This window comes from Ectopseudomonas composti (genome assembly GCF_900115475.1).
Classification (GTDB): domain Bacteria; phylum Pseudomonadota; class Gammaproteobacteria; order Pseudomonadales; family Pseudomonadaceae; genus Aquipseudomonas; species Aquipseudomonas composti.
Genome location: NZ_FOWP01000002.1, coordinates 56,995 through 81,431 on the forward strand (window position 1 = coordinate 56,995; position 24,437 = coordinate 81,431).

A 24,437-nucleotide genomic window follows, 5' to 3' on the forward strand; every position below is an offset into this window, starting at 1 on the left:
TGAAGATGCGGGGCATAAGCCCCGCGTTTTCCTTAATCAGCGTTTGTTCTTTTCAGCCGCACGAGTCGCCCTTGCTGTAAAACTGTCTTTGGATACCTGGCCGCCATTACCCTTTGCCTCACTGGAATGGATTCGGGCCGCTGCCTCGCTAGTCATTGGGGTGGGCGAGGTTGTCTTAGGTTGCTGGGTCATGATTGCTCTCCTGATGATGTGCCATGAGCGGCACCGAAGAGATCATCCCGTCCAGCTCGACGTAGCGCACGACAGACTACCGAGAACATTTACGAGTTTTCGGGATGATAGGTTTTAGGCGACTGGCGGTTCGAGCTTGCTTGCTAAAGCAAGTCAGTATGATGGCATTATAGTAGCATTCGTTCCGCCCGAGATGCTGACCAAGTGGGCGGCTTTACTTGCATATCCCTTTATCATTGTCGCCGGAGATCGCGGCGTTAAGGATTAGCCCCAATGCTTTATGAGCTGACTGTGCAGGCCCTAGTCGACAGTCGTCGAGTCCCTATCGAACGCCCGGATGCCCTAGGGATTAGCGAAAAGCATATTGAGGAGTTCTTGGCTTCTCACCTTGTTGAGTTGATTCCCGAAGAACAGCTCATGCTGCTGGCTCAAGAGCGGCAGTTCCAAGAAGAGGCCGATATTCTGGCACTGGACCGTAAAGGTACTCTTTTCATCTTCGAGCTGAAACGGTGGCAATCGAGTGCGGAGAACCTGCTCCAGGTCATGCGCTATGGCCAGAAATTTGGCCGTTACACCTACGCTCAGCTGGAGACGATGGTGCAGAGGCAGCAACGCTTGCAGGGGGCCTTGAGTGCTCGGCACCAAGAGTACTTTGGGCTTGAAGCGCCGCTGAAAGAGCAGGAGTTCAATCAAGACCAACGATTTGTTGTGGTAACCAATGGTGTGGATCGTGACACCTTGGAGGCCATTCAGTACTGGTCGAAAAAAGGCGTCCACATCGACAGCTTGACCTACAAGCTTTACAGGGTGGGAGGTAAGCCATTCATTCAGTTCGACACGTACAACCCCGAACTGGATCTGTTGATGGAGGCTAACCCCGGCATCTTCATCGTCAACACCAACCGTACCTACATGGACGATGCCTGGCGCGACATGCTCGGCGACGGCAAGAAAGGAAAAGCGGCGGCTTACTATGACCGTAAGAACGCGGTGCGGAAGATCGGAAAGGGATCGACTGTGTTCCTGTATCACACAGGAGTTGGGGTAATTGCCAAAGGCAAGGCAACTGGTGGTGTACAGGCCACCGACTATGAAGGAGATGTGGACGAGCAGTTCTTTGTCCCGCTCCAGTTTGAGTGGTCGTTGCTAGATCCGGAAAGCTGGTCGTCACGGGCGCCCAAGGCCTACGAAATCAATGCATTGACTGGGGCTAGCAACCGTTTTCGCCAGACAGTGTTCAACGCCTCGGAAGAAATGCGGGATGCGATTCAGGGCGTGTGGGCTGCACGCAACGCCTAATTCCAGTCTCTACATGCCCTCTCGTTCAGGTGGATCTGCTTTTGAGATGAACTGGTCGAGTGGCGCTGAATTTAGTTGGCCGCAACAGATTTAAGGCTATTCAACATAAGGAAGAACTACGCATGGACGTCACCATGATTCAGCATCCCGTCGGACAAGGCGGGCTATTCAGCGGTCAGCTTCAGGTGGGAGACTCGGTTTTGCGCTGGGTCTATGACTGTGGCTCCAACCAGCAAGATCGCCTCAACGAAGAGATTCTCGCTGTCGCAGCTCAAGGGACGATTGATCTGCTGTTTCTCTCCCACTTGGACAGTGACCATGTCAGTGGGGTTGACCGTCTGCTAGCGGCAACCACGGTGGCTGAGGTGGTTCTTCCCTATCTGAGCGCCACTGAGTTTGCACTGATTGTGGCTCAGAATGCGGCGACTGGTGCGTTGTCTGGGACCTTTCTGGAGTTTGTGACTGATCCGGCGAAATGGCTAATTGCCCGTGGCGTTAGTACTGTGAGCTTCATTCATTCAGTCGAGGAAAATCAGCAACTGGCCGAGTGGCAATTACTGGAGTCGGATGGCGAGGGCCTATCAAGGGAAGATACTTCTCGCCTCAATGTGCGGTGGACTCAACCCGTCTCTAAACAGCGGTCCGTGAAGCATGGAACTGTGCAGCATTTTCCGACAGGAGCGGCGGTGGGCGTTGCTGCAAATGGTCAGGGGCTTGACTGGTTGCTTGTGCCCTACGCACATAAGCCTTCAGAAAGGCGGATGCAGCGCTTCGTCAATGAGTTGAAGGCTGTCTTCGGTAGAGCGTTGACGCGCCAGGCTATCGCACGGCATGCACGTAATGAGCAGGGGCGTGCCGTGCTGAGAGAGTGTTATGACAGGTTGTGGCTTGATCACAATAAGGTCTCTATGTCGCTTTACGCTGGGCCGCAGGCATCGCCTAGGATCATCAGCCAGCAACAGTCGTACAGTCATTGGCGAGTTGGGGCGCCAGCCCTCTCGCGGGCAGAGGTCGGCTGGCTAATGACAGGCGACGCTCACCTTGCTGCGGGGCGAAGGCTTTTCGCGCTGCTGAATTACTACCATCACCTGCGAGATCGTGTGAGCGTTCTGGTGTTGCCGCATCACGGTTCAGAGTTGAGCTTCCACCCCGCTCTCGTACCAGGCTTCTCGAATCTGAGCACCTGTATCGTGGCGGCCGGGCGTAATCAATACGGGCATCCACATTCCCATGTCTACGAGCAGGTGCGGACTTATTTGGGTGTCCAAGGTTGGCATCATGTCAGTGAGTGTCCTTCTAGCGGTTTTGGTGTGCGCGCCGTGCTATGAACTAGCTATTGCTGAATCAGGCTGCACCGCTGCGCGTAATTTGACGTATTGGTCAACTGCTTTCCGCCTTTATGTGTCCCCCTGGTGTGAGTCTCGACAGGGACAGACCCCGGTTGGGGGCAGTAAGGGAGATGCACGACAGCGTGCTCATAGATGTAGGAATTTTGGCCGTTTCACTCTCGTGACGAAGGCTTGGAGAAAGTAAATTGGCGAAGGAAAAAGAAGGAATGATTGCCGGTATTTTTAAAGGTGTTCTTGGCGGGCTTATAAAGGATCTCCTCAAAGACGCGGCCAAGAGAACGCCGAGCTTCGTGAAGAGCCTGAAATCTTGGTGGTACGGAAAAACTATTGCGATAATAGGACCTACTGCATCTGGCAAAAACAGCATGTTTAGCCGCATCAAGAAGGAGCAGCCTCCGGCCGAGTATATTCAGACGCGGGGAGCCGACGAGGTTGGGGACTTCAAGTTCTCCTGGAGGTTGGGTGATGGAAGTCCTGTTGAGTTTAACTGCAAGAAATCCATCAATGTAGGTGGGGAGCATGATGAGCGGGACCGAGTTTGGGCTCAAGCATGTGCTGGCGCCGACGTGATTTTCTACTTGGTTGATATCAAGCAATTGAAAGAGGAGCCAAGTAGTACGCTGGATAGAATTAGGGGCGACTTTAGATGGATGGCAGAGAAATTCCGCGATTTCAAGGCGGGAGTGGTTGTGCAGATTCTCATGAACAAGGTGGACGAACTAGATTTTACTGGGAGTCTTGAGGATCAGAGGCAGCATATCCTTGACGTACTCAAGGATGAGTCAGATCGGATTCATGATATCGCCAGGAAAATTCTTGGTGCACGGTCCGCGTCGATTGTAGGTATATCACCGATTAGCATGATCGATGACTACCTTTTTGATGTTTTTTTCGTCGATGTACTGAGCACGGTTTTTAGTAAGGTTAATCAGAAATGAGAAGCTTATGGCTTTTACCGGATACCGAGCAGTCGGGGGTAATCCAAGCTTTGGAAGGGGCTGATATTGGGCCAGTTCATGAGCGAATAGATCTCAACTTGTTACCGCCGTGTTTTGTTCTCGGTATTCCAGAGTCTGTGCTGCGTGAGAATCCTAGCGATAAATTTGCATATGCACAGTATGCCAGGCTTGCTGATGGTATGAGTGTCTTCGCCTGCTCGATGCGCTCTGGGCGTGATAGGGGGGGGAGAACTGTAATGCTCACGAATCTCCAATATTTGGACGGTAGTGAAAATGCAATATTTCCTCCAGAGTTGAATTGTAATGCTGGTGCTGAAATTTTCGGCTACATGTCAAATTTTGAGTCTATGGATGATGGCTCTAAGCGAAACATTGAATTGATGCTTAAAGCTGTTCGTTTGGGGGCTCGTGCTAGTACATTTTCCAGCGAAAAATTGCTAAAGGCGGTTAACAAACCAGACTGGATGCCTTTAGGAAAAAAGTCTCAAGCAAGCTCGTGGCAATAGTTGTCGTCGGGCTTGCTGTCGTAATTGCATGTCTACTAATTTAGCCTGCAAGGTGCTATGGAGGTGCAAGCTATAAAATTTGATCGCGAAGATATTGTATGGGTGATAGGCTGAGGATGCCTTATTTTTGGAGTGTTAGGTGATGTGCTGATGCCTTAGTGGTCGGCTATATGTTAACTGCTGGGTAGCATACATCGCTCCAGATTAACGCTTGTACTATCCATCATTAGTTCGATTTTTAGCGGTTCCGGCTTGTTCAGAAAGTTCACGCAGTCGCGCAGTTGCTTGCGGTTAACGAAGCCATTCCAAGTAGCGCTATCACGAGTTAGCAGGTTACGCAGGATATAGATCTGATTGAGCTATAATCCGAGCAACACAGGAGTGGTATTCGCTTACTAGTGCCTGTTGGGCGCTTTTCTTGCCATTAGCAATGGCATTCCCTCCACTCATTCTCGCTGATTTTTTTGTTCTAGTGTTCTCGCAAGCTCTGGAAAGCACATAGGTTGTCCAAGCGGACCCCTGATGATGCCAGAGAACTCTTGTCATACGAGTCAGTCGATACTCAGTCTGGCAGTAAAAATATAAGCTTCCCAACTACTGCGGATCCGCCTCAACCATTAGATCGCCCTGGCGAACTGGCACCGGCTTTAGAAAGCTAGCGAGTTGCTCTTGCTGTTCGAGCAGGAATGGAGCGTCTTGGACTCTAGAGTAAAGGTTCAGAAGGCGCTTTTCGGCTCGGGTGAGGATGGTGTCGTAGAGCATGGGAATGATCTTGACCTCCTCGCCATGGGAGGTCGGATCATCTTCACCTTGTTCGATGATACTGCCGAGAATGAAGCCATCCACCCGTGTGTGCTGACGAATATGTCCCTTCGCTTTCAGTTCTTTCACGTACTTCCAAACCTGATCCTTTTCACGGGAGCCGAGCGGCAGTTCGGTAGTTTTGAGGTCCACGATCACGACGTGCGCCGCACCATTCTCGTTGTAGTCCTCGTCGTAGGACGATCTGGCATAGAAGCTGACGCTGCAATCTGGCAGGGCGACAAAGTCCGGGCGGTTGCGGCTGCCCTTACCCTGGCTGTCGCCGAACAGTTGGCGGATGACGGAGGTCATGCCCTTGTTGGAGGTGAATTCGATGGACTCGAACTGGGCACCGAACATCCATAAGCCGCGCTCGAACAACGGTTGCAATTCGTGCACTTCGTCGATCCCGGCGACCTGAATCTTGGTGCGAAGCTCTCCGATGAGTTTCAGGCGATTCTGGATCTCGTCGAGCACGAGCTTGGCCATGCTGACCGTCCATTCGGAGAGGATGGTGTGCAGGGTGTCGTAATCGTTGGGCTCGCATTTATGCAAGAGATCGAGCAGGCCATAGCGTGACTTCGCCTTTTCCAGCTTGGCCAGGATCGTGGAGAGCTGAACAATCTCCTGTTCGCCAAAGTTGGGGCAGGTTTCTACCACTTCGTCAATGAAGGCTTCGACGCGGTCCTTGCTGATGGGGGAGAGGGTGTTGACGGTATTGCCGACACGCTCAAAAACCGCTGCACGCTTGGCTTCGCGCTCACTTTCACCACTGCCGTGAATGATCTGCCGGATGCGGTCCTGAACAGCTTCGCGGGTGATGCGCCAGGCCTGGTTGTCGTCCTTGAATCCGCTCCAGTCAGGGGTGACTGCGTCATGCTGGTTCAGGAAGTCGGCCTGGACGATGAAGGTGAAGCGCTTGGCTTCGGACGTGCGGCCATCGAGCACGCGCTCGTAGTCGCTGCGACTCCATTTGCAGTCGCCAACGGCACGGTTCTGCACCCACCAGGCTATGCCATGCTGCTTGGTGGTTCGATCTGCCTTTTTGGTATCGATATGCAGGATGGTCACTTTCCCTAGATCAGGGATTTCAATCTCCTCGCTGGACAGCAACTCAGGGATGTCCCTGAAGGTGATTGGGCTTCCATTGATCGAAACCGTGAACGCTGGGTTCGCCAGAAAGCGACTGCCGATCAGCTCGCGGGCTTGCTCTTCGCTAAACCTCAGAGGAGGGATGCTGCCGTTACCAATGATCTCAGTGCCGTGACCTTTGACGCCCTCAGCCGTGAAGGATATTTCTTCCAGCACCAGTGGCTCGGTCAGCGTTCTATGGACACGGCAGACGAACTCCTGGCCATTCTTGCGTGAAGTGATCAGATATTCATCGGCAAAGCAGAAACTGGCGAACCGTCCCTTGCCATTCTTACCAAATACCGGACGAAGCAAGCCTTCAACACCTTGAGGAGGTGCGGCGACTGCACCTTGTACCGAGAGTCGGTTATAGGCAATGGTGCGCCATATGTGCTGGAACTCGTCACGGGTCATCCCGTGGCCGTTGTCTTTGATCCTAAATTGTCGACCTGAATCAGCTGCCGGCCAGGCAATCTCCACCTGGGTGGCGTAGGCATCCCAGCAGTTGGCGACCAGCTCGACGATTGCGGTTGCTGGGTCGGTGACGATGGCACCCGCGTAGCTTTCGAGAAAGCGGGCATCGTAGAGAAGAGATCGTTGCTCCATGCTGCTTATCGTCCTTAGGCTTATTTAACCGATTCCACGCCTTGCTTACCGGCAGATACTATGCGACTCCTCCGGAGTAGTGCAGCAAATAGTGGGAGCTGTGGCGTACGCAGGGGCAGCCGTAATACATTATTGAAGCACTTTGCCTTTACGTCCATGGTCTGCCGAACGATGATGATGGCCATCGCATTGGTGGCATGTAGCGTAACCCAGGGATGGCTTTTCCTTCGATTCTGCGAGGGATCAATGTCACCTAGTGTCTCTCTCGTTGCTACCCAAGCTTGCTTTTGATCGGCCTTGATTAGCTGTGTCCAGTTAACGAAGAGAGAGAAGATGTCCATTATCAATGTGAATTATCAAACCCTGCTCCCCCAGGGTAAGACCCTTCAGGACATTGTCGTACTGGCACAGGCTTGGAAGAAATCCCAGGGCTTCATTCGTCGGCATAACTCATATGCTGACGTTTTGGAACTCGACAGTTCCACTATCAATCTGGAGCGCCAACTCAAGGAGTGGAGTCAGGCTATAGGTGACCCCGGTTTTCTGCCGGAAGATCTCAAATTGGTACCAGCTCCTAAGAATGGAAAATGGGAGTTTCGTTCAAATCCTGGTTTGACTATCGAGGAGCTGCTAGATACTCCTTTTAACGATCTAGATTCGCTGTTTAACGAATGGAGACCCTGTGCGGATCAAGATGCTGGGGAGCCGACAGCCTCGCCAGGGCTGCAAAAACTGCGACCTTTGGCTCACATTTCTATCAGGGATCAGTCATTGGCGACAGCCGTGATGATGTGCCTTGCGGAGTCCATTGAGACAGCGCAGGGAAACCCGGATGAGATAGATGCAATGAAAGCGCGGGACTGCGGTCTGGCCAGCTATGGCAACCGTCTCCACTGTCGCTGGTCCGAGACCGGCGGTACGCAAGCCAGGGCTCATTTTTCCTGGGGCAATAGCCAAACCTACCGCAAGTATTTTCAAGACTATCGAGCATTCTTGTCTCGTCCTCGCCAGGTTTGTGCAGAGTTCTCGCCGCGCCTACCAAAAGGGCGGGAGCTATTTGTCGTCTCCCTAGATTTGAAGGCCTTTTATGATCGAGTGGATCGCCGGGCGCTGTTGGCGGAATTGCAACGCCTGGAGGCTGAGTACCGGCAAGACTTCCACCTCCAGGCTGAGAGTGGAGCTGACCAAGATTTCTGGGATAAGACTGCCAGGATCATGGATTGGCATTGGCGTGGTGGTGACATTGTCCACGCGGAGTTATTCAACGAGACAGAAAGCAAGGAACTTGAGCTTGGATTACCTCAGGGGCTGGTTGCATCGGGATTTCTGGCCAACGCATACCTGATTGGCTTCGATAGAGCTGTCGACAAGGCCTCGAAGGAAGCACATGAGGTAAGTGATGGCATCAAAGTACTCGACTATTGCCGCTATGTTGATGACATCAGAGTTGTCGTTGAGGCACCGAGCTATGCGTCCCTGCTGGAACCGATCAAGACGTTCATCTTGGAGCAACTCAAGGAGCATTGCGCACGTCTCGGTACCAGCAAGGAAATTAGCCTTTCCGAAGGTAAGTGCTCAGTCACTCCATATCGCTCCATGTCTGCGCAGAACAATGTCTCGACGCTGATGAGTGTTCTCGGAGCGGAGCTTAGTGGCACTTTCGACCTTGAGTCACTAGCGCAGGCTGCCGGTGGTCTTGAGGGGTTGCTGTGGATATCGGATCAGATTGAGGGATCGCAGGAACCGCCTAGGTCGAGGCTCCGGTTGGCAACAATTGCGGCACCGGCCACAGATGTTCGAGACGATACGGTCAAGCGATTCGTAGCAACCCGACTTGCCGAGTTAATGAGGCAGCGTCTTGCCATGACTGACGTCAGTGCGCCGGACGACACAGGGGAGTCTCTTGGCGAACGTGTAACAAATGGAATGGCGCTTGCGCATGAGTTCGAGTCGACAGCTCGCAAGCTCATAAAGTGCTGGGCTGAGAACCCTGCCTTGGTCTTGCTGCTGCGATGTGGGCTTGACTTGTTTCCTCATCCCCGACTGCTCGCACCGGTCTTGGAAGCACTGAACTCAAAGCTTTATGACGTGACGCCCAGCTGGCTCAAGCCAGAGCAGTTACGTGAGGTCCGGGCTGCTGAATATGTTGCCGCTGATCTGCTGCGTGCTGGCGTTGTCGAGACAGGCTTTCGGGATATGGAGGACTACCCGGAGGCAATCGATATTCAGGGCTATAGGGAAGAGCTAGGTGTCTTTGCCAGGAGAGTCGTCATCGAGCGAGCTGATTCGCCATGGTACTTGTTGCAGCAGGCGTTTCTTTATTTGGCTTCAATCGGGGACTGTGGCCTGGCTGTAAATGCTGTTGCAGAGCCTTCGCTAGGAGCCGCCTACAACAAGCTTCGAAGGGCAATGTTGTTCGAACCTACGGCATCCAGGGACTTGCTGGAAATACTTCCATCAGCACTCGTTACACAGCAAATGCATCCGAACTCACGTCGTTTTGGTGTCTGGTTGTCCGAGGGGCTCCGTGCCACTCAGGATGAGGTTCTGCTCCAAGAAATCGTGAACACGGTTGCTCTTGAGAGGCCTGACCTACTACTTGAAGCGATAGGCAAGCGCGGTGGCCGCCCTCCTAAGTGGAGAGAGTTTGTTCCACAATCTCTCGTGGAAATTAACCGCATAAGCTCCAGCAAGCAAAAGGATGGACGTGCTCTGCCATCTCGCCCGTTGTTGCGGGTCATGCAGGACCCATTCAATGTTTTTGGGCAGGAGAATGGACTTCTTATGCTCGCCAAGGCCTTGCTGAGCGTTCCGCGTATCGAGGAGCGCCTATCGGCCGGTCTCAGTCCAGTCGATATTGTTTTGAAATGTGCTGACTGGCCCAGTATTCATGCGCTACCTGAGGACGCTGGGTTTCTAGAGGTCAGTCTGGCTGAAGGTGAGGGGCCGGCAAATCCGCTGTATGAGCGGCCTGAGTGGGTTAGTAAGGAGGGGGCCTGGCTTTATGGGTTGGGAAGAGTCCTTCGATCTGCCCTAACTGGGGAGTTTGATTTCACAAGCCGTCGCTTTCTTGTGACCGAGGAAGTTGGACGCTATAGAGGAATTCGGAGTAGTTGGTATAAGCGACGTTTCGGGATGCTCAATTCTGTTAGCGGATTGATGGATGAGCCTGCACCGGTATCCCCTTGGCTGTCGGGTTTCCTTTCCACTTTGCTCCAGTGGCCGGGGATTGAGTTCAAGGCAAACGATGCGGCCCCTGTCTCTGCGGTGCGTACGCCGGGTGAGTTGTTGGCGCTCTTGGAGAAACGTATTGCGGTACAGCGCGCTTTGTATGGGGAAAGGAGTAAGACGCCAATCTATGTGCTTCCCACTAGTGACAATGGCCTGCTTGTTGATCGTCCCTTGCGCGTAGCGATTGTCCAAACCCTTCGCCCGAAGATGGATGACTTCGATACCAAGGATCCTACGCATTGGACTCCGGCAATGTTGTCTCAGCATCGACGCCACCTCGCTGAGGTTTGCCGTCTGGCTCACGCTAAGTTGCGTGCATGGGCCTCAGCAAGGCCGCTGCAAGAGGGAGAAAGCGAGGCTCCCACCATAGATGTAATCCTTTTCCCCGAGCTGGCAGTGCATCCCGAGCATGTGTTCTTTCTGCGACGTCTCTCTGACAAGCTCAAGGCAAATATCTTTGCGGGGTTAACCTTCATGCACTCTGATAAGTGCGGAGGTCCGATCAATCAGGGCTTGTGGTTGATACGTACGGATGCACCGGATCATGGCCGCAGTATCCAGTATGTGTGGCAAGGGAAGCTCCATCCAATGAAGCTTGAACAGCAAATGGGAATCAAGGGGTATCGACCGCACGTGACCCTAGTGGAGTTGCCGGTCGGTACGACGTCACCGACACGTCTCGCCGCGGCAATCTGCTATGACGCTACTGATCTTGATTTAGTTGCGGACCTCAGGGATCGCTCAGACGTGTTCCTGGTTGCGGCCCTGAATCAAGATGTGCAGACCTTTGACAACATGGTTGCGGCGTTGCATTTCCATATGTACCAACCTGTGGTGCTTGCCAATTCCGGAGAGTTTGGGGGCTCCACTGCTCAAGTACCACTTCCGAAACATGATCGTCTGGTTGCGCATACCCACGGTAATAATCAGGTTGCAGTGAGCGTATTCGAGCTTGATCCCGCTCCCTTCAAGTCGACTAAACCGGTGAGGTCACCAAAACAGTTAAAGACTGCGCCGGCAGGCTACAAGGGAAGGCCTTTTTGACTGGGGCATAGCCCGGGGATGTCTACCGGAGCGGGGGTAGTCCAATGCGCATGGGGCCAGTGTCTACAAAAAAACTGGGCGAATGATCAAACCGCATCCCCAAACACCGCCCGCTCCAACACCTGATGTTGCCGCTGCCAATCAGGCATATGGCCGGCCACCAGTGCCCAGAATGCTTTGGTGTGGTTCTTTTCCACCGTGTGACATAGCTCATGGACGATGACATAGTCCTGCACGCTGGTAGGTAGTTCCATAACCCGAGGATGAAATTCCAGGGTGTTGTTCGCATCGCAGCTGGCCCAGCGGCTTTGGAAGTGGCGGATTCGAGCACCATTTGCCTGAAGCCCGGTTTCTCGCTGCCAGTGACGGACTCGTACCAACAACTTCTCATGAGCACGATCCCGGTAGAACCGCTCAAGCAATGGCATCAGCACGTCGGGCAGGATGCTCGCCGCATCTGGGCTATCCACGATGAAGCGTGATGCTGTGAAGGTGAGTCGGGGTTTCAGGATGTCCGGCGTATGCCGTACCTCGGTGAAGTACGTACGCCCGGCATAGCGTAGGCGACTGCCCGTCACGATGGGTTCGCTGGCCAGGGGCTGATTCACCTGTGCCAGCTTTTCACGAATCCAGCGTGCACGGCGCAGCACCAAAGCTTCTTGCTCAGGCTCATCCACTAGCGGCCCACGCAAAAGCACGGGACGACCCCGTTCCACGGTCACGTAGTGGCGCTTGAGTTTACTATCGAGCTGGAAGTACCACTCGATAGCCGTTTGGCCGTAATTCAAGACTGGCATGGGTAACGCCGCGTTAGTTTTTCAGCAAAATATCGAAGATTCGCTTGGCGTGATCACGCGCCACTGAACGCTCCCAGCCCGCCAGAGGCATCAATACCCCGCGCAGGTGGTCTCTGAAATCAGGGTGCGTATCCGGCATTTTCTTCCAGTTTTCAGTCGCCAGCGCACGGTTCAGCATTTCATCTTCAAACAGCTTGGTCGTTGCCACTCTTGCCGTATCCTCTGCCAGTAACGCGGCAAGGTAGTGGTAAACCGCTGAGTGCGCAGGCTTATTAAAACCGGTATTGTCCTTGTTTTGAATCCGCTGGCTGAACAGCTCCAGTTGCTCCAGGAATTTGGCCTGGGTAATGCGCCCCGCCTTTTCCTCTTCCAGCAGCTTTTCCAGCTCCTCGGCGATCTTGTCGAAGAATGCTGGATCCTTGTCTTTACCGGTGACGATGGTCTGCTTCAGCTGGTTTTTCATTACCAGGGCGCGACTACCGGGGCTCGCCAGTTTCTTCAACCGCTCCATATCACTGGCATCCAGAATAGACACCTCATGACCCAGCAGGCTCTTCGCCGGGCTGGCCGCGATGTACTCATCCAGCAGCTGTTGCAGCAGCGCGGACTCCAGCTTAGTGATGCGCTCCTTGTAGGTACTGCCCGGCAGTTTGTCGCGCAACATCAGGCGAATCTCACTTAGCAGGGTGAAATAGGGCTTGAACGGTACGCCACGTACGTCCGGCAGGATGATGTCCACTGAGCGGTTGAACTGCTTCACCAAATCGAGGAACTCTTCGACCATGTCCAGCCGGGTGGCAGGATCAAGGAAGCGCTCGGCGTCGTCTTTGTAGGCCTCGCGCTGCGCCACTGGGTCATGTTTTTTTGGCAGCAACTTGAGGATGCGGTCGAGCGTGGCTTGCAGCTTGGGCAGTTCGGTTTCAACACCCTCCCAGACCTGCGAAGGCTTCACCTCGCCGCCGTAAATTTTCAGTGCGTGATCAAGGTGATCGACCACGCCGTGGTAATCCACGATGTAGCCGGCATTCTTGCCAGACAGGGTGCGGTTCACCCGTGCGATGGCCTGCAACAGGGTGTGTTCCTTGAGCGGTTTGTCGAGGTACATGGTGCCGACAATCGGGGCATCCCACCCAGTCAGCAGCATGTCAGAAACGATGATCAGCCCGACATTATTCGCCTGCGGCTTCCCATCAAGCCCTTTACTCTCTTCCCCGTAGGGCAGGGGAAACAGCTTGCTGACGAAATTGCCGATCTGCTCAGAGGGCATGGCCACCGGGGACTTTCCGGCTTTCAACTCAGCCTTGATACGCTCCTCGATACTGCGAATTTTGTCGGTCTCAATCTCGTACGCTGCCGCCTCTTCCATGGCAGAAGCGCCCGTACGGGAAGAGGTGATGCTGGCCAGGGATATCACCACCTTGCTGTCAAAAGTGGGCAGTCCTTTGTTCGCCCGTTTGACCATGATCGCATCGAGCAGATCCTTGTAGCGCACCGCCATGTCGCGGCCATCGCACACTAGCATGGCCTTCAATCCTTTGGCCTTTACGCTGCTGAGGAAATGCTCAACCAGATGCTCGGCGACCTGCTCCATGCGGTCACCGGCCTGACGCCAGCGGCGTAACAGCTCACGCTTCAACTCGTGCTGACGAACTTCGCTCTGATCGGCGAACTGCTCTTTGAACGCGGCATCCAGATCAGAGTTGGCTGACAGCGCCACCCAGGCATCCTGGTATTTGATTGGCAGGGTTGTGCCATCCGCCACCGCTTCATGCAGGCGGTATTCGTCGATGTACTCGCCACCGCCAAACTCGCTTAGCGTGTGTTTGTCCTCATGCAACAAAGGCGTACCGGTAAAGGCGATAAACTTTGCGTTGGGCAAGCTGGCACGCATAAAGGCGGCGAGGAAGTCGTACTGACTACGGTGAGCTTCATCGACCAGTACATAGAAGTTGGGCTTGGCGCTCAGTACCCGGAAGTGCACCTTCTCCCGGCTGATCTCTTCCCACTTGGCCTTTACCGAAGCACCGTTCTCATCCACCGCCAGGTGGTGGACGTTTCGCTCATGCACGATGAAGAAGTCCTTTTCTTCACGAACCCGCCGGTGACGAGTCGCTTGCAGGGCATCATCTTCTTCGTCCGGAGTCTCAGCGGCCTGCTCACTGGGCTGATCGTTCTCCTGGAACTTCTGCACCGTGCTGGTAAACACGCTGCCGTAATCGTTGGACAGCATCTTCAGCAAGCCATCAACCGACACGGCCTGGATGGCATTAATGCCCACCGCGTGGAAGGTGTCGAAGATCTGCTTATCGAGGTCTTTACGGTCGGTCAGCACCAACACGGTAGGGTTGTTCAAACCTGTGCTATCGGCCCGCAGCATGCGCGCGAGCAGCGCCATAGTCAGGGACTTGCCGCTGCCTTGAGTATGCCAAACGACGCCGCCCATAGGTTTCGGCGCACATAGGCGGTCCACAGTTTTGCGCACGGCCCGCCATTGTTGATAGCGCGGCAGCTTCTTCACCGTTTTGCCGTCGCGGGTTTCGAACAGTACAAAATGGGTGATCAGTTGCAGAAAGCGGCTCGGCTCAAACAATGCCCACAGGAGACTGTCCTGCTCACTTGGTGCTTCTCCTAACAGGGCGGCAACAGCGGCAGTCTCCAGCGCCTGCAACCGATAGCGGGCGTAATAGGCAGGCTTGGTTAGGATCGCCCCATACAGCCCTTCACGCCGATTAAGCCCAACACAGACCTGGTTGAATACAAACTGGGTAGGGAAGGTGCTTTGATAGCCATCCAACTGGCCCAAGGCTTCGTCCAAGCGGTGATAGCTGGCTTTGCATTCGATGATGGCGAGCGGCAAGCCATTCACAAACAACAGCAGGTCAGGGCGGAAAACATCCCCATCCGCATTGCGCCCCACGTACTGATCGACCACATGGAAGTCGTTATTGCTGGCATCACTGGCATCGAAGAAACGGACGCTGCGCGGCTTACCCTCCACATCCTTCACCTGGATATCCGAACGATGCACCACCTGTTCCCAGAACGCTTTGTTGGCAGGCAACAGCTCATCATTGACGCGCTTGCGTAGCTCGATCAACGCCGCGCTGATACCACCGGGGGCTCTCGCCAGCCATGGGTTGAGGCTCAGCAGCCGAGCCTGCAACACATCATCCAGTACCGGAGCCAGGTGACGATGCTCAACCTGTAACTGGCTACCAGGCAGATGGGTGTAGCCCAGCTTGATCAACCAGTTGATAGCAGGCAGTTCGACCCCGACCTTCTCCGGTGACTGGCTCATTGTTTACTCCTGTTCCTTGGAGGTTTCCCTCGGACGACTGCGATACCAAACCACCGTAGCGCCATTATCGGCTTGGCTTTGCTTACGAATTTCAAACTGCTGCGACTCATGGATGACATGACGCCAGCTTCCGCAGCCATAACGCTTGGGCGTCTGCTCGGGGTAGGTCTTGGCTATCCAGTGAATGGCTTCAAAAAGGGGTGTCCACCCTGCCTGAGCCAGCTTGGTTTCCGCTTCGCGTAAGCAGGTAGTTATTCCACTGCTGGGCCAGTGTACGGTGCCATCCCCCCAGATGCCGTTTACAACAGCATCCTCATATTCTTTGCTTTGAATGAACGAGGCCATCAGCTGGCGGGCCTTATCCATGGATTTAGCCCAATCGCGCAGCGTCAGGTAATGGCCGTCGATGGTTTCGTAGCTTTCATCGAGATAAGACTCAGCGGCGGCACAGCCATCAACGCTCCAAAGGTCGAAGCGCGGAAGAAAGTGGTGTACCAACTCATTTCGCAGGTCGACCAGCTCCTTGAGCGCAGCCTTGGTTTCGGCGTAGTGCTCCTCAGATAATTCCATCTGACAGCGGAAGCTGATCCATATCTGATCACTAGGCTCAGCCTGCTCTGGCTCATCAGCTAAATCCGGCAGTTTCAGATAGCTCTCGGTCAGCATCCCCACCAAGGTGCCCAGAGTCTTCTTATGGGCACAGGCAACCTTCTCATCACGAATCGCCTGTAGTCGTTCTGGAGGGCCACTCAACTCGCTATGAGCCACCATGGCCTTGAGCAGCCGCTCGTACTGCTGCAACTGCAACATGCAGCGCCCGAGCTTACGCTGCACGGTGCGCTGAAGGTCAGGCACAAGATCCAAGGGCAGTGGGATGATTTCGTCCATGAAGAAAGCCTCAGGCTACGCAGGTAGGGCTATCGAGCTTGACCCGCCATTCGCCGGTTAGCAGCTTTTGCATCAGGCCGCGTTTGAGGGTCTGGTAATAGGCTTTCTTTCTTTCAAGCGCGTCAAGTTTGGCAAAAATTGACTGACAAGCCGAAGTGATCTTCATCCGCTCAGCTTCCGGAGGCATCGGCACATATACCCCTCTTAGTGATTTTAAATTAATTACCTGTTGAGCAGAACCGATCATCCCACCTAACAAGCAAGCCTTACCGGCTGGTGATGAAAGATAGCAATGTATGAATTCTGATATCGCGCGACTGCCCGTCCTGATCATCCCTGCCTGACGTGCAATGTTTGCTCCAGCTAGTCCATCCGGAACCACCGCAGTCTCACCAGGATTGCCAACAAGCGATACCAGCAGTTCACCTCCACACAGAGTCGTTCTTTTGAACTGATTGGATATTTCGACAGAGACAGTACGAAGTTTACTTGAAATTTTCCCACCCTTTATATCTCCCCCCCGTATCAGAGGGACACCGACTTCAAGATTCTCGCCAGGCTGGACTACCCCATAGGTAATATTCTCAACACTTAGCTCTTCAAGTGCCTTCAAATTCCAAAGAATTGGAATTTTCCCAATAAGACTTTCCTTAAATTCAACATGTGGCACCCATCGACCTACTGCGTCTTGTATCCCCACGCCCCGGCAAAAAAGTGTTTGCATGAGACCCCGCTTAAGGCCCTGCGTGGCTTCTATCTTGCGGGCAATCACGTCCAGCTTGTCATCCACCGCGGTGAGGATGGCGGCGATTTTTTGTTGTTCAGAGAGTGGAGGTAGAGGCAGTTGATAATGCGATAACTGATCGAAATAGATTCTCACCCGAACACTACCATCACCAGTAGCGCCAACGTAGCTTTGCCACAAGCCTGAATGCCGTATATGGTCAAGGTAATTCGGTAATAAACGCTTAGGATCAGTTTGAAAAACAACATAGTCAGGACTAACCATTACACTATGGTCAGTAGTATTTCGAGCAATAGATCCGATATTCAAACGCATCGGGTTATATGCAAATGCATTTGGTGCAACCACTTTGCAGCGTTCAGTCGACTCACCTTTCACGCGCTCCCTCATCGGAACAAGACCACGAGACTTAAGTACCCCGCAAAGTAGCTTGTCATCCAGTTGACCGTTATTTCGTGACCGGCACTCCCTGGTAACTTCGGCTAGCGAAACGACCTGCCAAGAGGAATAGTTATCCTTAGAAGCGAAAGCTTGCTGCTGATGGCCAGGCCTCCCCCCCAACTTCATACCTCAACCTCCAACAGCCCCAGCTCAGCCAGATAGCCATTCAGCCGCGCATCAACCTTCACCTCCTCCTCAGAGAGTGCCGCCAGTTGCTTCAAAGTGGTGGCCACGTCCACGATCTCTTCGGTCTCGCCATTGTCGATATAGCGAGAAATATTGAGATTACTGTCGTTGCTGCGGACTTCCTCCAGCGTCACGACCCGGCAATAGTTTTCGACCTCAGCCTGCTGCTCAAACGCCGCCTTGTGGGTGCTCACAATGCGCGTGATGTCCTCAGTGCGCAGACTGTTTTGCGCCTTCCCTTCGAGGTAGTCGCGGCTACCATCGATGATGATGACTTTGCCCTTCAATCCAGCGGGTTTCTGCTTGTTCAGGATCAAAACGCAAGCCGGGATACCGGTGTTGTAGAACAGGGCAGACGGGAGACCGATGATGGCCTCAACCAGATCGCCCGGCTGATTGCCGGTGGCCGCATCTGTACCGAACAACAGCCCCTCGCGAATCTTACCTTCCTCACCGCTGCGGAATAGCACACCATGGGGCAGGATAACTCCCATGCGGCCATCAGCCTTGAGGCTGGCCAACATATGCTGAGCGAAGGCGAGGTCTGCATAGCCCCGTGGCGGAATACCATAGATTAGCCGGCCATACGGATCGCTGACCTGCTTGTAGTTGGGGGCCTTGGGCTTCTTGCCACTGTCTTGTTCGTTCTCGTTGCTTAGTTCCAGCGGAGTCCACCAGGACTTTGCTGAGAAAGGCGGATTAGCGATTACCCGGTCAAAGGTCTTGAGGTAGTCGCCTTCTAAGTGCTTGGGCTCGACCAGCGTATCGCCGCGTTCAATCTCCGCATGCATGTTGTGCAGGTACAGGTTGAGCTTGGCGATGGCCCACGTGCCCAGGTTCTTCTCCTGCCCGTAAAGCAGCACGTTGGGTTTACCCATCAACGTGCCATTGGGCAAAGCGGCTATATGATGAGCGCTCTCCACCAGCATGCCGCCGCTGCCACAGGTGGGGTCATACACGCTATGACCGGGTTGCGGATCAATCAGCTCAACTACCAATTGCACCACGGCCTTGGGCGTATAGAACTCACCGCCTTTCTTACCGGCATCATCGGCAAATTGCTTGATCAGGTACTCGTAGGCATCCCCCAGCATGTCGGCCTTGTACAGGTCGTCATTGCCCAGCTTGTACTGATTAAAGTGGCGCAGAAGACGCTGCAAGGTGGCATCCGCCAGCACCCGCTTATCGCCATACTGCGTAGCGGTCAGTACGTATTGCAGCTCAGGGTTGTTGGCCTCGATGGTTGCAAACGCCTTGTCTAGGGCCTCACCGATATTCTCGGTGCGCGAGATCAGATCGAACCAGCGGGCACTGATAGGGAACTTGCCCCATTTGTCCTCGATCTCGTCCTGAGCATCGCCAAAGCTCAGGCCTTCGTCCTTCATCAGCTTGGCAATGCGCTCTTCGAACACATCGTTGTAACGTTTGAGGAAGAGCAGGCCGAAGATGTAGTTCTTGAAGTCGGAGGAGTCGATGGAACCACGCAGAATGTTGGCGGATTCCCAGAGCCAGGACTCCAGCGTTTCGAGTGACAGCTTGTCAGCCATGGGTAAATCAATCCCTATAGAAACCACTGCGCCTGGGACCTGGTGATTGCAGCCAAGACGCCTAGGCACATCAGAAAAAGTGGGGGGATTGTACAAGTCGTCGTCATCTGTAGCCCGAGTTTTTATCTCGTTCCATCGCCTCTAAATGGTTGCCTAGATAACAAAAAAGGCTGCCCTAAGGCAGCCCTTTTTGGTGCATCCGTTTCACGCTTAGTGAGAAGGTTTCACGGATTAGCGGTTCTGAGCGGTGGCTAGGATTAATCCCAGCTCAACGCCCCACCAGTCTGATACTCGATCACGCGGGTCTCGAAGAAGTTCTTCTCCTTCTTCAGGTCCATGATCTCGCTCATCCACGGGAAGGGGTTGGTGGTGCCCGGGTACTCTTCCTTCAGGCCGATCTGGGTCAGGCGGCGGTTGGCGATGAATTTGAGGTAGTCCTCCATCATCGCCGCGTTCATGCCCAGTACGCCGCGCGGCATGGTGTCACGCGCGTATTCGATCTCCAGCTGGGTGCCCTGCAGGATCATCTGGGTCGCTTCGTCCTTCATCTGGGCGTCCCACAGGTGCGGGTTCTCGATCTTGATCTGGTTGATCACGTCGATGCCGAAGTTCAGGTGCATGGACTCGTCACGCAGGATGTACTGGAACTGCTCGGCGGTGCCGGTCATCTTGTTGCGGCGGCCCATGGAGAGGATCTGGGTGAAGCCGCAGTAGAAGAAGATGCCTTCCAGTACGCAGTAGTAGGCGATCAGGTTGCGCAGGAACTGGCGGTCGGTTTCCGGGGTGCCGGTTTCGAACTTGGGATCGGAGATCGAGCGGGTGTACTTGAGGCCCCAGGAGGCCTTCTTCGCGACGCTCGGGATCTCGTGGTACATGTTGAAGATCTCGCCTTCATCCATGCCCAGGGATTCGATGCAGTACTGGTAGGCGTGGGTGTGGATCGCTTCCTCGAAGGCCTGGCGCAGGATGTACTGGCGGCACTCGGGGTTGGTGATCAGGCGGTACACGGCCAGTACCAGGTTGTTGGCGACCAGGCTGTCGGCGGTGGAGAAGAAGCCGAGGTTGCGCATGACGATGCGGCGCTCGTCTTCGCTGAGACCGTCTGTGGATTTCCACAGCGCGATGTCGGCGTTCATGTTCACTTCCTGCGGCATCCAGTGGTTGGCGCAACCATCCAGATACTTCTGCCAGGCCCAGTCGTACTTGAAGGGTACGAGCTGGTTGAGGTCGGCGCGGGCGTTGATCATCTGCTTGTCGCCGACCTGTACGCGTGCGGAGGCGCCTTCGAGGTCGTCCAGGCCTTCCTGGATGTCGAGGTCGTTCAGGGCTTTCTTGGCGCGGGCCACGGCATCGGAGTCGTTGGCGTCGACAGCGCGGGCCTGCTCGACCGAGCCGGCAGCTTCGCTGTCGAGCTTGTCGAAGTTGGTGCCGGCGCTTTGTGCGTTGGCATTGCTTGCGGCGGCTGCTTCTGCGCCGTCTTCCTTGTCGAATTCATCCCAGCTCAGCATGGCTTGGCTCCTGCGTGAGGGCCGGCGAATAAACCGGCCTGTATGGATATACAGATAATTTGAATTATGTTCCGTTGCGTGATGCGCGCAAGGGTAAACGGGTACCGCTGGTCAGCAGGCGGTGGATTGCTGGCTGACCGTTGCCCCTGGACCCGGAGGAGGAGGGGCGGGAATTTGGTGGGGGAGGAGGGCTCTGTAGGAGCGGATTTATCCGCGAGCTTCGCGGCTGAAGCCGCTCTTACAAAAAGCCTTCCCTCTCCCTAGCCCTCTCCCGCAAGCGGGAGAGGGGATTTACCGCTGATTTGCTTTAGAGCTTCACAAACCTTCGAGCGTGTAGCTGAGCGAGTGAGCGCTAGGCGCCTGATAGGTCGGAGCCCCTGAGCGTACTTCAGTACGTGATGGGGGCCGGCCTACCGGGCAACGACGCGGGCGCCGCTCAGATGCGCGCGCTTATTGGCACGCCTCGCAGTCGGGTTCGTCGATGGCACAGGCCTTTGGTACTGGCGCCGGGGCCGGAGCTGCCTGCTGGGCAGGCGCCTGAGCCTTGGCCGAGAAGCCTTCGTCGCCACCAGCGGACACTGCGTTGAGCTTGCCGGTGTTGATGGTGGATTTCTCGGTGCTGGTGGCGGCCAGAGCACGGAGGTAGTAGGTGGTTTTCAGACCACGGAACCAGGCCATGCGGTAGGTCACGTCGAGCTTCTTGCCCGAGGCGCCGGCGATGTACAGGTTCAGCGACTGCGCCTGGTCGATCCACTTCTGGCGACGGCTGGCGGCGTCGACGATCCATTTGGTTTCTACTTCGAACGCGGTGGCGTACAGGTCTTTCAGATCCTGCGGGATGCGCTCGATCTGCTGCACGGAACCGTCGTAGTACTTCAGGTCGTTGACCATTACCGGGTCCCACAGGCCGCGGTTTTTCAGGTCGCGTACCAGGTAGGGGTTGATCACGGTGAATTCGCCGGAGAGGTTCGATTTCACATACAGGTTCTGGTAGGTCGGCTCGATGGACTGCGACACGCCAATGATGTTGGAGATGGTCGCGGTCGGCGCGATTGCCATGATGTTCGAGTTACGAATACCTTTCTTCACGCGCTCGCGGATCGGTGCCCAGTCCAGGGACTCGGACAGGTCGACGTCGATGTACTTCTGGCCACGGGACTCGATCAGGATCTGCTGCGAATCCAGCGGCAGGATGCCCTTGCTCCATAGCGAACCGTCGAAGGTGCTGTAGGCGCCGCGCTCTTCGGCCAGGTCACAGGAGGCCTGGATGGCGTAGTAGCTGATGGCTTCCATCGACTTGTCGGCGAACTCGACGGCAGCGTCGGAACCGTAGGCGATGTGCTGCAGGTACAGGGCGTCCTGGAAGCCCATCAGGCCGAGGCCGACCGGACGGTGCTTGAAGTTGGAGTTACGTGCCTGGTCGACGCTGTAGTAGTTGATGTCGATGACGTTATCGAGCATGCGCACAGCGGTCTTCACGGTGCGGCCGAGCTTCTCGATGTCCAGCTTGCCGTCGGTAATGTGGTTGACCAGGTTGACCGAACCCAGGTTGCAGACGGCGATCTCGTCCTTGTTGGTGTTCAGAGTGATCTCGGTGCACAGGTTGGAGCTGTGCACCACGCCCACGTGCTGCTGCGGGCTGCGCAGGTTGCACGGGTCCTTGAAGGTCAGCCACGGGTGGCCGGTCTCGAACAGCATCGAGAGCATCTTGCGCCACAGGTCTTTGGCCTGGATGGTCTTGTACAGCTTGATCTTGCCGTACTCGATCAGGGCTTCGTAGTACTCGTAGCGCTCTTCGAAGGCCTTGCCGGTCAGGTCGTGCAGGTCCGGCACTTCGCTCGGGCTGAACAGGGTCCACTTGCCGTCTTCGAAGACGCGCTTCATGAACAGGTCCGGGATCCAGTTGGCGGTGTTCATGTCGTGGGTACGACGACGGTCATCACCGGTGTTCTTGCGCAGCTCGAGGAATTCCTCGATGTCCATGTGCCAGGTTTCCAGGTAGGCGCAGACCGCGCCCTTGCGCTTGCCGCCCTGGTTGACCGCGACGGCGGTGTCGTTGACCACTTTCAGGAACGGCACGACGCCCTGGGATTTGCCGTTGGTGCCTTTGATGTAGGAGCCCAGTGCGCGCACCGGGGTCCAGTCGTTGCCCAGGCCGCCGGCGAATTTCGACAGCATGGCGTTGTCGTGGATGGCGCCGTAGATGCCCGACAGGTCGTCCGGCACGGTGGTCAGGTAGCACGACGACAGCTGCGGACGCAGGGTGCCGGCGTTGAACAGGGTCGGGGTGGACGCCATGTAGTCGAACGAGGACAGCAGGTTGTAGAACTCGATGGCGCGGTCTTCGCGGTTGTTCGGCTCTTCGATGGCCAGGCCCATGGCCACGCGCATGAAGAACACCTGCGGCAGTTCGAAGCGGGTGCCGTCCTTGTGGATGAAGTAGCGGTCGTACAGGGTCTGCAGGCCCAGGTAGGTGAACTGCTGGTCACGCTCGTGGTTCAGTGCGCGGCCCAGTTTCTCCAGGTCGTACTCTTTGAGTTTCGGATCGAGCAGTTCGAACTCGGCGCCCTTGTCGACGTAGGCCGGCAGGGCCTTGGCGTACAGGTCGGCCATCTCGTGGTGAGTGGCGCTGCCTGCGATGCCGAGGAAGGTCAGGGCCTCGGCGCGGATGTTGTCCATCAGCAGGCGGGCGGTGACGTAGCTGTAGTTCGGCTCACGCTCGACCAGGGTACGGGCGGTCATCACCAGGGCGGTGTTGACGTCCTTCTCGGCGACGCCGTCGTAGAGGTTCTTCAGGGTTTCGCGTTCGATCAGCGAGCCATCGACTTCGGCCAGGCCTTCGCAGGCCTCGCGGATGATGGTCTGCAGGCGGCCCATGTCCAGCGGCTGCAGTTCACCGCCAGCGGTGGTGATGCGGATGCTTGGGTGCGGCTGGGCGATGTCGCTGCTGGCATTGGCGCTCTTGCGCTTGTTGGCCTGGGCTTCGCGGTAGATCACGTAGTCGCGGGCGACTTTCTGCTCGCCGGCGCGCATCAGGGCCAGTTCGACCTGGTCCTGAATTTCTTCGATGTGGATGGTGCCGCCGGACGGCATGCGACGCTTGAAGGTGGCGGTGACCTGCTCGGTCAGGCGCGCGACGGTGTCATGGATACGCGACGAAGCGGCAGCGGTGCCACCTTCTACTGCGAGGAAGGCCTTGGTGATGGCGACGGTGATCTTGTCATCGGTGTAGGGGACGACAGTGCCGTTGCGCTTGATCACGCGCAGTTGGCCGGGCGCGGTGGCAGCCAGATCCTGAGAGGATTCAGCGGCCTGCGGCGTCACGGCCTGCGGGTTCTCGCGAGTAGTGTCGGTATGCATGGATATCTCCGTGTTCTGTAATTTTTGGTTGGACGTCACGATTAGAAACCGTGCCCTGTCCGCCGTTCATTCCATTAACAACTGAGCCGCACGCGGCAGCGGGGCCGGGTACGGGGTGTCGCAAGAGCGGGCAGGTTAGACACGACTTCAAGTGCCGTCCTGGCGCATAAGTCACAGCGGGGCATTACCACACCCCGCCTACTACATATAGTGGTCGACTGGCGGATAAGACCGCTGTCTGACCGGCTCACGCGCAGCGTCGAGCGTTGCTGCGTGGCTGTAACCCAGGCCAGGCCTGGGTTAGGGCAAAACGGTTAGCCGGAACATCTGGAAAACCCTGTGAAAAGGGCTTGCGCGATTCGTTCTTTTTGTGTCCGGTTTTTTGCGGTAACCCAATATCTGGTGGGTACTGCGCGATGGGGATACAAGATAGTGCGCTGTTTGAGGCATTGCAAGGCGCTAGAAAAAGAACTGCCTGTGGATAAGCTGTGAGTGCCTTGTGGGTGTTGGCAGCGTAGCCCGCGTGTTCTCTGGCTCTGGCTACCAATG

13 protein-coding genes are annotated in these 24,437 nt (G+C 55.4%); 5 read left to right on the forward strand and 8 right to left on the reverse strand.

Translation table 11 applies throughout. The annotated features are described in order from the left end of the window. The first annotated feature begins 465 nt into the window (after positions 1–465). The 4 genes from BM059_RS03990 (at position 466) to BM059_RS25150 (ending at position 4,305) form a co-directional block, all read left to right on the forward strand. Complete coding sequence (locus tag BM059_RS03990; RefSeq protein ID WP_083413225.1) at positions 466–1,491, forward strand: PDDEXK family nuclease; 1,026 nt, start codon at positions 466–468, stop codon at positions 1,489–1,491. Between the two features lie 122 nt (positions 1,492–1,613). Then, complete coding sequence (locus BM059_RS03995; protein ID WP_074936893.1) at positions 1,614–2,819, forward strand: MBL fold metallo-hydrolase; 1,206 nt, start codon at positions 1,614–1,616, stop codon at positions 2,817–2,819. Between the two features lie 206 nt (positions 2,820–3,025). Next, positions 3,026–3,778: a hypothetical protein gene (locus BM059_RS04000; protein WP_139220703.1), complete on the forward strand. Its 753-nt coding sequence runs from the start codon at positions 3,026–3,028 to the stop codon at positions 3,776–3,778. Continuing rightward, positions 3,775–4,305, forward strand: coding sequence for a hypothetical protein (locus tag BM059_RS25150; protein WP_139220704.1), 531 nt, complete (start codon positions 3,775–3,777; stop codon positions 4,303–4,305). The genes BM059_RS04000 and BM059_RS25150 overlap by 4 nt, the downstream gene beginning before the upstream one ends. Positions 4,306–4,899: 594 nt before the next feature. On the opposite strand, the gene BM059_RS04005 is transcribed toward BM059_RS25150, so the two are convergent. Continuing rightward, positions 4,900–6,843: an ATP-binding protein gene (locus BM059_RS04005; RefSeq protein WP_074936897.1), complete on the reverse strand. Its 1,944-nt coding sequence runs from the start codon at positions 6,841–6,843 to the stop codon at positions 4,900–4,902. A gap of 333 nt (positions 6,844–7,176) precedes the next feature. Between BM059_RS04005 and BM059_RS04015 the strand changes: the two genes are divergently transcribed. After that, complete coding sequence (locus BM059_RS04015) at positions 7,177–11,118, forward strand: reverse transcriptase domain-containing protein (protein WP_074936900.1); 3,942 nt, start codon at positions 7,177–7,179, stop codon at positions 11,116–11,118. An 86-nt stretch (positions 11,119–11,204) separates the two neighbouring features. Here the strand turns inward: BM059_RS04015 and BM059_RS04020 are convergent, their stop codons facing one another. The 7 genes from BM059_RS04020 to BM059_RS04050 all read right to left on the reverse strand — a co-directional run bounded on the left by BM059_RS04020 (position 11,205) and on the right by BM059_RS04050 (position 23,888). Next, complete coding sequence (locus tag BM059_RS04020; protein WP_074936902.1) at positions 11,205–11,915, reverse strand: YgjP family zinc-dependent metalloprotease; 711 nt, start codon at positions 11,913–11,915, stop codon at positions 11,205–11,207. A 13-nt stretch (positions 11,916–11,928) separates the two neighbouring features. Further along, positions 11,929–15,213, reverse strand: coding sequence for a type I restriction endonuclease subunit R (locus BM059_RS04025; protein WP_074936904.1), 3,285 nt, complete (start codon positions 15,211–15,213; stop codon positions 11,929–11,931). Positions 15,214–15,216: 3 nt separating this feature from the next. Further along, on the reverse strand, positions 15,217–16,101 hold the full coding sequence (locus tag BM059_RS04030) for an OST-HTH/LOTUS domain-containing protein (RefSeq protein ID WP_074936906.1): 885 nt from the start codon (positions 16,099–16,101) through the stop codon (positions 15,217–15,219). A 10-nt stretch (positions 16,102–16,111) separates the two neighbouring features. Beyond that, complete coding sequence (locus BM059_RS04035; RefSeq protein ID WP_244154376.1) at positions 16,112–17,224, reverse strand: restriction endonuclease subunit S; 1,113 nt, start codon at positions 17,222–17,224, stop codon at positions 16,112–16,114. Positions 17,225–17,409: 185 nt separating this feature from the next. Beyond that, entirely contained in the window at positions 17,410–19,020 is a 1,611-nt protein-coding gene (locus tag BM059_RS04040; protein ID WP_074936910.1) for a type I restriction-modification system subunit M, read from the reverse strand. Positions 19,021–19,277: 257 nt separating this feature from the next. Beyond that, positions 19,278–20,528, reverse strand: a complete 1,251-nt coding sequence (locus tag BM059_RS04045; RefSeq protein WP_037000242.1) for a ribonucleotide-diphosphate reductase subunit beta — start codon at positions 20,526–20,528, stop codon at positions 19,278–19,280. 450 nt (positions 20,529–20,978) lie between these two features. Further along, on the reverse strand, positions 20,979–23,888 hold the full coding sequence (locus tag BM059_RS04050; protein WP_074936912.1) for a ribonucleoside-diphosphate reductase subunit alpha: 2,910 nt from the start codon (positions 23,886–23,888) through the stop codon (positions 20,979–20,981). Between the last annotated feature and the right edge of the window lie 549 nt (positions 23,889–24,437).

Coding starts and splice junctions, on each gene's coding strand:
- BM059_RS03990 (WP_083413225.1), top strand. CDS start 466: ATGCTTTATGAGCTGACTGTGCAGGCCCTAGTCGACAGTCGTCGAGTC.
- BM059_RS03995 (WP_074936893.1), top strand. CDS start 1,614: ATGGACGTCACCATGATTCAGCATCCCGTCGGACAAGGCGGGCTATTC.
- BM059_RS25150 (WP_139220704.1), top strand. CDS start 3,775: ATGAGAAGCTTATGGCTTTTACCGGATACCGAGCAGTCGGGGGTAATC.
- BM059_RS04005 (WP_074936897.1), bottom strand. CDS start 6,843: ATGGAGCAACGATCTCTTCTCTACGATGCCCGCTTTCTCGAAAGCTAC.
- BM059_RS04015 (WP_074936900.1), top strand. CDS start 7,177: ATGTCCATTATCAATGTGAATTATCAAACCCTGCTCCCCCAGGGTAAG.
- BM059_RS04020 (WP_074936902.1), bottom strand. CDS start 11,915: ATGCCAGTCTTGAATTACGGCCAAACGGCTATCGAGTGGTACTTCCAG.
- BM059_RS04025 (WP_074936904.1), bottom strand. CDS start 15,213: ATGAGCCAGTCACCGGAGAAGGTCGGGGTCGAACTGCCTGCTATCAAC.
- BM059_RS04030 (WP_074936906.1), bottom strand. CDS start 16,101: ATGGACGAAATCATCCCACTGCCCTTGGATCTTGTGCCTGACCTTCAG.
- BM059_RS04040 (WP_074936910.1), bottom strand. CDS start 19,020: ATGGCTGACAAGCTGTCACTCGAAACGCTGGAGTCCTGGCTCTGGGAA.
- BM059_RS04045 (WP_037000242.1), bottom strand. CDS start 20,528: ATGCTGAGCTGGGATGAATTCGACAAGGAAGACGGCGCAGAAGCAGCC.
- BM059_RS04050 (WP_074936912.1), bottom strand. CDS start 23,888: ATGCATACCGACACTACTCGCGAGAACCCGCAGGCCGTGACGCCGCAG.